At 70.0% G+C, this 576-nt stretch carries 1 pseudogene; it reads left to right on the forward strand.

The window, feature by feature from the left end:
* Nucleotides 1–576: pseudogene (locus G3N93_RS41135) on the forward strand (cytochrome c); the annotation flags it as partial.

Consider the following 576-nt stretch of genomic DNA (forward strand, 5'->3'; position numbering starts at 1 on the left):
TCTCGCGCTCGATACGCCGTTCGGCACGATCTACACGACGAACCTCACACCCGATCCGGAAACCGGCATCGGCACGTGGTCGTATCCGGCGTTCGCGCGCGCGATGCGCGAAGGCATCTCGCGCGACGGCACGCACCTGTACCCGGCGTTCCCGTACACGGCGTTCGCGAAGCTGAGCGAGCCCGACTTGCTCGCGCTCTATGCGTACCTGATGTCGCAGCCGCCGGTGAAGCACGTGCCGCCGAAGACGAAGCTGCCGTTCCCGCTCGACCAGCGGCGCCTCGTGGCCGGCTGGAACTGGCTGTTTCACGATGCGCGGCCGTTCGCGCCGGACCCGGCGCGCTCCGCGATGTGGAATCGCGGCAAGTATCTGGTCGACGGCGCCGGGCACTGCGGCGCGTGCCATACGCCGCGCAACGCGCTGGGTGCGGAGAAGGGCGGTGTTGCATACCTGTCGGGCGGCGAGGCCGAGGGATGGGTCGCGCCGCCGCTCGTCGCGTCGCCGGCTTCGCCGGTGCCGTGGACCGAAGGCGCGCTGTTCGACTACCTGCGCACGGGTTTCTCCGCGCAGCATGG

The sequence above is a fragment of the Burkholderia sp. Se-20378 genome (genome assembly GCF_017104665.1).
Classification (GTDB): Bacteria; Pseudomonadota; Gammaproteobacteria; order Burkholderiales; family Burkholderiaceae; genus Burkholderia; species Burkholderia lata.